This is a genomic window from Streptomyces sp. NPDC004721 (genome assembly GCF_053601495.1).
This window is the reverse complement of record NZ_JBSGBZ010000120.1, coordinates 1-8,006: the sequence shown is the minus strand read 5'-3', so window position 1 is coordinate 8,006 and position 8,006 is coordinate 1. Positions and strand designations below refer to the sequence as shown.

General features: G+C 67.5%; 5 protein-coding genes and 4 pseudogenes. 4 read left to right on the top strand and 5 right to left on the bottom strand.

All coding sequences use genetic code 11. From position 1 onward, the window contains the following. Positions 1 to 83: 83 nt before the first annotated feature. Positions 84 to 544 (top strand): annotated as a pseudogene (locus ACWEK3_RS41695) (restriction endonuclease); the annotation flags it as partial. Positions 545 to 688: 144 nt separating this feature from the next. Here ACWEK3_RS41695 and ACWEK3_RS41690 read toward each other — a convergent pair. Beyond that, on the bottom strand, positions 689 to 1,027 hold the full coding sequence (locus ACWEK3_RS41690; protein ID WP_453252193.1) for a DUF6221 family protein: 339 nt from the start codon (positions 1,025 to 1,027) through the stop codon (positions 689 to 691). Between the two features lie 140 nt (positions 1,028 to 1,167). After that, complete coding sequence (locus ACWEK3_RS41685; RefSeq protein ID WP_450547435.1) at positions 1,168 to 1,449, bottom strand: hypothetical protein; 282 nt, start codon at positions 1,447 to 1,449, stop codon at positions 1,168 to 1,170. A gap of 263 nt (positions 1,450 to 1,712) precedes the next feature. Here ACWEK3_RS41685 and ACWEK3_RS41680 point away from each other — a divergent pair. Beyond that, positions 1,713 to 2,109 (top strand): annotated as a pseudogene (locus tag ACWEK3_RS41680) (transposase); the annotation flags it as partial. A 1,034-nt stretch (positions 2,110 to 3,143) separates the two neighbouring features. Here ACWEK3_RS41680 and ACWEK3_RS41675 read toward each other — a convergent pair. Next, complete coding sequence (locus ACWEK3_RS41675) at positions 3,144 to 3,422, bottom strand: transposase (protein ID WP_450547434.1); 279 nt, start codon at positions 3,420 to 3,422, stop codon at positions 3,144 to 3,146. A 404-nt stretch (positions 3,423 to 3,826) separates the two neighbouring features. Between ACWEK3_RS41675 and ACWEK3_RS41670 the strand changes: the two genes are divergently transcribed. Both ACWEK3_RS41670 and ACWEK3_RS41665 read left to right on the top strand, forming a co-directional pair. Continuing rightward, complete coding sequence (locus ACWEK3_RS41670; protein ID WP_453252192.1) at positions 3,827 to 4,888, top strand: DUF4190 domain-containing protein; 1,062 nt, start codon at positions 3,827 to 3,829, stop codon at positions 4,886 to 4,888. 832 nt (positions 4,889 to 5,720) lie between these two features. After that, a complete protein-coding gene (locus tag ACWEK3_RS41665; protein WP_453252191.1) occupies positions 5,721 to 6,167 on the top strand; it encodes a hypothetical protein in 447 nt (148 codons plus the stop codon). Positions 6,168 to 6,470: 303 nt separating this feature from the next. On the opposite strand, the pseudogene ACWEK3_RS41660 reads toward ACWEK3_RS41665, so the two are convergent. Continuing rightward, positions 6,471 to 6,785, bottom strand: a pseudogene (locus ACWEK3_RS41660) (transposase family protein); the annotation flags it as partial. Between the two features lie 76 nt (positions 6,786 to 6,861). Continuing rightward, positions 6,862 to 7,669: pseudogene (locus tag ACWEK3_RS41655) on the bottom strand (IS5 family transposase). Between the last annotated feature and the right edge of the window lie 337 nt (positions 7,670 to 8,006).

Genomic DNA, 8,006 nt, shown 5'->3' with positions numbered 1-8,006 from the left:
CGCGCGGCGGCGGAGCTCAAGCGGGTAACGGGAAGGTCGTGCCATGACTCGATCCTTTCATGGAATCGAGTCTCCATTCGAACCGGGGCGGTTCACTGCGGTACGGGCCGGCCCAACTGGACGCCCTGCACCACACCCGGTTCGAGGACACGGTGCGGGACCTCATGCGCCGCGACGGCTGCCAGGACGCGGTCCGCGTCGGGGGCGGCGGCGACCTGGGCACCGACGTGAGGGCCACCGACCCCTACGGGCGGCGCTGGGGATCCAGTGCAAACACCGGCGCAACGGCCTGGCCGGCTCCGCCGTGGGCACGCCGGACCTGCAGGTCCTCAACGGCACCGCCCGCCAGGTCCACGGCGCCGACGTCGCGGTGATCGTGACCAACGGGCGGGTGACCGCACCGGCCGTGACCTTCGCCAAGCAGCAGCGCCTCCTCGTGGTCGACCGCCACACCCTCGGAGCGTGGGCATCCGGCTCAGAACCCGTATGGGAGCTGCTCCGCGCCATCCCGCCGCCTCACAAAAGGCTGCAAAGCCATCGATAGAGCCATAAGAAACGGCCAGCCGGCTTGGGCGTTCAACCTGACATGGCGCCCGGGTCTTCCGCCCGTCGATTGCCGGCTCGGCTCCGTGGCTACGGCATCGCGCCGGCCGAGGCTGTTACGTCAGACCTCCACGGCCGTCCACCGTCAGCCTCGTGGGCGCCACTCCTGTCGGTATTCGGGATGCCGGGCATGTGGCTGTGCAAGCACGGACAGCGCGCGGCTCAGAGCGGTGGCCTGGCCTTCCAGCCGGGCAGCGTCGACGAGCTCGGCCGTCGGCACAGTGACGCCCGCCGTCGTCATGTCCGTGATCTTCCGTGTGGCGCCAGCGGCCAGGATGGTCGCCCTTTCGCATGCGTCCACGATGGCCTGCTTGGCATTGACGTCAGCGATAACCGCCTGCCAGTTCTGCATGCGGAGTTCCATGGCTGTCTGGCGTTCTTCGGCGTATCGGGCCCGCAGAAAGTGGATGAGGTCATCGATCAAGGCAGTCCTTCGCGGCATGGCAAGCGGCGTGGCCAAGGACGGGCGGTACTGCCCTCGAGCCGCGCGCAGAGAGCCGGGGTACCGGGGTGCCCCGGCCTGCGAGGGCCGTTGTTCGGAACGACCCTGTGTCTCATTTTGCGCTATGGGGCCAAGACGTGTCGCACAGGGACAATGAACTCCTCGGTCGGCGCAGGAAGCTCGCGATTGCCGGGCACAGCGGAGGACGTGCTGATCAGGACGAGCGGGCCGATCGCGCCGCAGGTGCGGAAGAAGCTGCGAGCCGTGCCCCGCAGCGCCCTGCTCCTGGCCGTGGCCAGGGTGAGGTAGCGCAACGCGGTGCCGACGGACGCGAATCCGTCCACCAGCATCCGGCTCTCGTACTCGCGCACCGCGACAGACAGCGCGAGTTCCCCGCTGCGCACCGGACCAGGGCGTCGCGCAGCAGGTGCGCGTCGTGCAGAGCGGCGTTGCCACCGAGCCCGCCGACCGGCGGCATAAGTGAATGGCGTCGCCGAGCAGTGTGACATTCGTGGTGTCCCAGTGCTTTGGCTTCCGCGCGGCTGCGAAGTCGAACCGCACAGCGCGTCCCGGTGCGACACGTGCGCCCACATCAGACAGTCCTCGTCCACCGGTTCGGTCTCGCGGCGGCGGAACCTGTTCGCCTCAGGAAACCTGCACTCCTCAGGTGAAGAGGAGTACCGGGTCATACCCCCGTTTCCGTGTCGAGGGCGGTGGCCGCGGAGTGGTTTCGCAGGCCGGAGGTGCGCTGTTGATGGAGACGGTCCGCAAGACCGGTCTGGATACCGCGATGTCGGCGGCGTTGGCGCCGTGGCGCAAGCAGCGGGCGGTGCACCATCCGGGCAAGGTCCTGCTCGATGCGGCGTTCGCGGTCGCGCTGGGCGGGGACTGCCTCTCCGATGTCGCCATGCTGAGGGCCGAGCCGGCGGTATTCGGGCCATTGGCCTCCAGCCCAACCGTCTCTCGCCTGGTCAGCACGCTTGCCATGAGTGAGACGCGCGCTGACCGCGATCGGCCAGGCCTGCGCCCACGTCCGTGAACATGTCTGGGCCCTGGCCGGGAAAGTCATGATGTATGGCGCGTCGGGTGGAGGGATGAGCTTCGTGGAGATCGGCCGTGCGGGAATCGCGGAAATTGAATACCGGTATTTCAGCATCGGCGAGATGCAGGACCCCGGTTTCGAGCCGGTGGAGACGCAGGTGAATTTCTCCACCCCTGAGCCCGTCATTGTGGTACCGGGCCAGATCGTCGTGGTCTCGCGCGTTCAGACGCACCGGGCGCCCGTCGTGCTGGCGGCCGCAGCAGAAGGCGAGGAGCCCGTGCCAGGCGATGGCTGGCAGATGGTGGCTACCAAGTCCTATGCACCCGTTTATGCAGGTCGGATGTTCGCGTGCGACACCATGAACGGCCCCGCCTCACCTGCGCCCGAACCGGTTGAGGTGTTCGGTCAGCGCATCAAGCCGGGTGAGCCGGCCATTGATCTGGACTCATCGCGTGTGTACCGCGTCCAGGTCTGGGCGCGTGGGCGAGAAGACTCGCGGGAGCGGCACGAGGAAGCAATGGACCGGGAAGAGTGGGGCGCGAGTGAGGGTTTCGAAGCGTATGCGGTCGCTTTCACACCTCAGCGGAAGCAGGAGCCACCGGTGCCTCGTAATGAGGACAGGCTCAGGGAGCGGTTCGCCAGGCAGCGGGCTGAGGAGGACGAGATCGCCCGTCTGCTCGTCGGCCAGTAGTTAACCTCGCGCTTTCTTGAGGTGGGCTGTCCGATGGCTGATCAAGTAGGGAGTGCATCTGACCTGGGGCGTGGTGCCGTATCTGGGTGCGGCTGGCCATGGCGTCCACCCGCGGTCCGGTCTCGCCGAGAAGCAAGGCGTGCTGGCTGGGCAGCAGACCCACGTTCAGGACATCGTTGATGAGGTCGAGCGGCCACGGCCCGGTGCCTTTTGAGGCGATTGATGCCGCACTCGACCGCGTGCCGCTCGCGGTAGTCGATCGGGTCGAGCTTCGGCCGCCGACCACCCTGAGAGCCCCGCTTCTTGCGGTTGCGCGCCTGGTCGGCCTTGTCCGGGATGGTGCAGCGGATGCCCCGCCGCCGCAGTTAGGCCAGGTTCGCGCGGGAGGCGTACGCCCTGTCCGCGCGGACCCGTCTCGGCCGGGTGCGGGGCCTGCCAGGACCGGGGCGTGGAACCCGGACGCGGCCCAGGACGACCTCGAACTGCGGAGAGTCACCCCGCTGCCCGGCCGTTACGACGACCGACATGGGCATTTGCCGCTGCTCCACGGCCAGGTGCAGCTTGGTGGTCAGGCCGCCGCGCGAGCGGCCGAGTCCGTGGTCGGCCGGTTCGACCGTAACGCCTCCGGGCGGCTCCTTCTGCAAATCCCCCCTTTCCGTGCTCCGGCGGCATGTTGGTGGGCCCGGACGACCGTGGAGTCGACGTTCAGGTCCCAGGTGATCAGGTGGAGGACCACCGCCGCGTACTGGCCGTGCTCCTCTACCTCAACCGGCCTTGACGCCGGGCATGCAACGGACGCCGTCCGCTCGTCGACTGAGAAGCCGCATCGGCCACCCTGTTCGGCTTCAGCAAGCTGGACAAGTGCCCGCAGCCTTGCGTTCGGCTCGATCAGGCGTGATCTTTGTCTGCTCCCACTGATTTTCGGCCGCTCGAGCAGCGAGACGGCCAGGAAGGCAGAGATTCCGTGTCGATTCCTCCGCCCCCACCCCAGCCGTCGTACCCATACCAGCCGCCCGTGCCGCCGCCCGGACCCGGACAGCAGTGGGGTTTGACGCAGTCGCCGGTGCGGCCGGTGCTGAACGGCTTCGCAGTCGCGGCCCTGGTGACGTCGCTGCTGTGTCTTGCCCCGCTGGGGCTGATCCTCGGCGTTGTCGCGCTGGTGCAGATATCTAAGAAGGGACAGCGGGGCAAGGGCCTCGCGATCGCCGGGATCTCCGTTTCCGGTGCGGTTCTCCTGCTGGCCGCCGCCGTCGTGGCGGGGGTACTCAACTTCAGGGTGTGGACGATTTCCGCCAGGGACGACGGTGCGGTCCCGGGGCGGGGGTGGAGCACGGTCCACTTGCTGAAGGTCGGTGACTGCTTCACCCCGGGCGCGGAGTTGCCGAAGCGGGACAGACCGCCGCTGGGTAACGCGATCGTGAAAAGGGTCCCGTGCGACGAGTCGCATCGAGGAGAGGTGTATGCCACCTTCGCACTCTCCGAGCAGCGGGACTTCCCGGGCCATGACGCGATCGAAGCGATCGCGGGGCCGCAGTGCAAGATGCTCCTCTTCGACTACTCGGTGGATCCGGTGGCCTTCGGCTATTTGCAGACCTATTACTACTATCCGGACGAGCACGGCTGGGCTTCCGGGAAGCGCACCGTGCAGTGCTGGGCGGCGCTTTTCGACGGGACCGAACTGGACACCTCGGTACGGCGCGGTGCGTCCGACCTGAGCACCGACCAACTGGCCTTCGTCTCGGCCATGAAGCCGCTGACCCTCGCATCCGCACTCCGGCCGGTGACGGACCTCCGGCAGGACCTCGACGGCGCCAAGGCCTGGGCCGGCCAGGTGGCCGAGGCGCAGGCCGAGACGATCCAGCTGCTCAAGGATGCCGAGCTGCCGGGGGCCGAGCGGCCGACCGAGCAGCTCGTGGCGGAGCTCGAAGCGGGGCTGCCGCTCCTGCGGCAGGCGGCCGAGGCACGCGACGCGAACACCTTCGAAGGGCATCTGCGATCCCTGGAGCAGCACAACCCGGACCCGCACGTCCGCCAGATACGCGGTCTGCTGGACCTTCCCCTGCCATCAGCCTTGCCGACACCGGCGCTTCGAGGCACGGCCGCTGGGTGAGCCGTTCGCCGGGCGGGCTCGCCGGCCCTCAGGCCTCCCCGCCCGCCCCCAGCGAGCGCCGCGTGACCTCCGGCAGGTGCCGGGTGAAGACGTCCCGTGCCTGAGGGGTCAGTTGTGCGCAGGGCCACCAGGGACGTGATCAGCACATCGCACAGTTCCGCCTGGACGTCGTCCCAGGTGTTATCTGGGGCTGTCTGCACATACTTGCTGGTCAGCGATCCAGCGCACCTTCGGTGCGCACCGGGGGCGTGGTAAATCCCGTGGCGCGCGCCAAGAATGCTTCTGTCTGCCCCTGACGTGGGCCGGTGCTGGTTCGGGATCGTGGTGGGGTTCGTGTCCTCCCTGAACCCGCAACCCGGATGAGCCCGGGGTGGACGATCTATGTCTGCCAGGTTTCCGATGGTATGGCCCAGTCCTTCAGGACCCGGCGGCGGTGTTCGTAGTCGGTGGGCCGGTGACTGAGCTCATTCGCTTTCGAGGCTGTCGAGTGCGGCCTCGAAAGCGAAGGCCAGCCCTCTGTCCTTGAGGCGGTGGGTGAGGATGCCGTCGAAGCGTGCGGAGGTGCCGGGCAGGACCCCCCGCGGACCCAGCCCACAGCGGAGGCCCGGTGCGGTGTCCGGGCCGTCTCCGGGCCGTGCAAGGTCACCCGACGCCGACCAACAACGACAGAAGCCCACGGCATCTGAACTGGTCAGAGCCGTAGGCTTCCTCAGCCTCGCTGGTCAGCCGGACCGGTGATCAGTAGACCAGCTACTGACCGCAGTTGCCGGCGCTTGCCACGCCCATTAAGACTCCACCGACCGCGTGGTCCAATGGGCGCTGAGGGGGCGGAATGAGCGAGCAGAGGCTGTCCGAAGCAAGCGCGTGGAAGTACCTCATCGAGACACTCACGATGCTCGCCGTGGCCGCGAGTGATCAGACAACATGGCTCGACAAGTACCGACTCGAAAGCGACGACTTGGCGTTGGACTACGAGAACGCGCAGAGCGCCATCGCGATCCTCGCCGAGGCTGGTCGTATCGACGTCGCCATGGAGTCGCGCCTCGCACGCATTGACGCGATCCTCGACGCAATGAGCGGGGCGGAGCAGGCTTCCAGGTGGACGTATGAGGCGCTGACGGCCGACGCAGGGTGGCTCAAGGTGCGCCAGTTGGCACGCGAGGCACTCACCGAACTGGCCGGTACGTGGCAGCAGCCGTTGCCCACCCTGGGGATCTATGGTGTCTCTCAACAACCGCCCGGGGCCGTCTCTGGGCCGTCAGAGGCGAACCGGTGTTGACAGATGATGACAACCAGTCCCGGCATCCATGCAGGTCACAGGGGGCAGCTGTGGTGAGCCGCCGCGCCTGAGAGGCTCGGGCCATCACTTCCAGAAGGCCTTGACGACGGCGTGCCCCGTGGGGACGGCCCGGGTGTAGAAGGCCTGAAGGTCGGTGTGGTCGGTGTGGTCGGTTACGGGGTTGGCATCCCAAAGAGGAGGACCGTCACCAGTATGTACACCGGAATGGCCAGGGCCACGGCCAACCCGGCAAGGCAGCCCCAGACGATCAGTCGAGTACTGGTTCTCCCGTAGCCATCGTTCTTCGGCACGCCCGAATCTAACAGTGCGGTACGCCCGACTCTCTACCCCCAGAGGCGGGTAGCGGGCTCGCCCCAGCACCAAGTGCGGCAGGTCGTGCCGCAGGTGGATGAGCGTGGCCACCAGCCGGTCGACGAGGATCAACTGGTGCCGGGCACCGGCTCCTGCGGCTCGCATTCTCGCCCCGCCTCGCGCTGAGTAACGACGCCCTTCAACCGCCGCCTGCCACCGCTGAACCAACTCCTCCGCCAGCAAGGCCAGATGACGCCTGGAGATCCTCGTGGACAGCCGATGCGCAAGGATCGCCCTATTGACCATGATCGCCTCAGCCGGATCATGCCACCCAGCGGCACACCCTCACCCGCTATCACGCACCAACTCGTAAGAGGTCATCTCATTTGGCGAATCTGCGGTAGCAGATCAGGGTGCAGGCGATGCTGGTGAAGGCCAGGAAGTGCTCGGCTTTGTGCTCGTAGCGGCGGTGGAGGCGGCGGCAGCCGGCGAGCCAGGCCATGGTGCGTTCGATGGTCCAACGGTGTCGTCCGAGTCGCTGCGAGGTCTCGACGCCCTTGAGGGCGATGCGGTGCCGGATGCCCCGCTTGGCTAACCATCGCCGGAGGTGGTTGTAGTCGTAACCTTTGTCGGCGTGGAGTTTGCCAGGCTTGCGCGGCCGGGGGCCTCGCCGGGAGCGGACCGGCGGTATTCCCTTCACGAGCGGGATCAGGGCCTGGCCGTCATGGACGTTGGCGCCCGGGATTCCGACGGACAGGGGCAGGCCGGTCCGCTCGGTGATCAAGTGGATCTTCGGCCGTCCTTGCCCCGGTCCACAGGATCCGGACCTGTCAGATCCCAGTTTTCAGGGCCCGCATGTTCACCGAGTCGATCGCGCACCTCGACCAATCCAGGTCACCGCGCGAGCCCGGTTCGTCGAGGACCAGGCGGTGCAGCTTGCCCCACACACGGGCCTTCGTCCACTCGGCGAATCTGCGGTGGGCCGTTGCCCCGGACGGCCCGAACGACGCCGAGGGCAGTTGCTGCCACGTGCAGCCGGACGTGGCAACGAACACGATCGCGGCCAGCACTTCACGGTCACCATGCCGGCGCCGGCCACCGCCCTGAGGCCGCGATGGCGCCTCCGGCACCACGTGCTGGAACAGCTCCCACAACTCATCCGGCACCAGCCGCTCAACGATCCCCACCACGGCCAACAGCCTACCGAACCAAATGAGATGACTTCTGAGCTTTTTAGCTCCACGGTTTGAACTGACTACATGAAAATCACTAAGGTCTAGGTCGAACTCCGCACAGGTGATCACTCGCAGCGGGTGAGTGACGGCGGAGGGCACCGCCCACCGGTGTATCGGTTGGCGGCTGGAGGAAGAAGGAGCTCGCCCCCGTGGCGTCCCACCGTCGACCCAAGCAGCCGAGCCGTGCGCGCGTGAGCGTGCTCACCACCGTGGCGGCAGCGGCCGTAGCCGTCAGTGCCCAGGCCGCGAACGCCGCCCCGAGCGCGAAGCCGAGCAAGGACGAGGTCAAGTC

Bases quoted from the DNA above. Each gene is read 5' to 3' on its own strand.
- ACWEK3_RS41665 (WP_453252191.1), top strand. From the start codon at position 5,721: ATGAGCGAGCAGAGGCTGTCCGAAGCAAGCGCGTGGAAGTACCTCATC.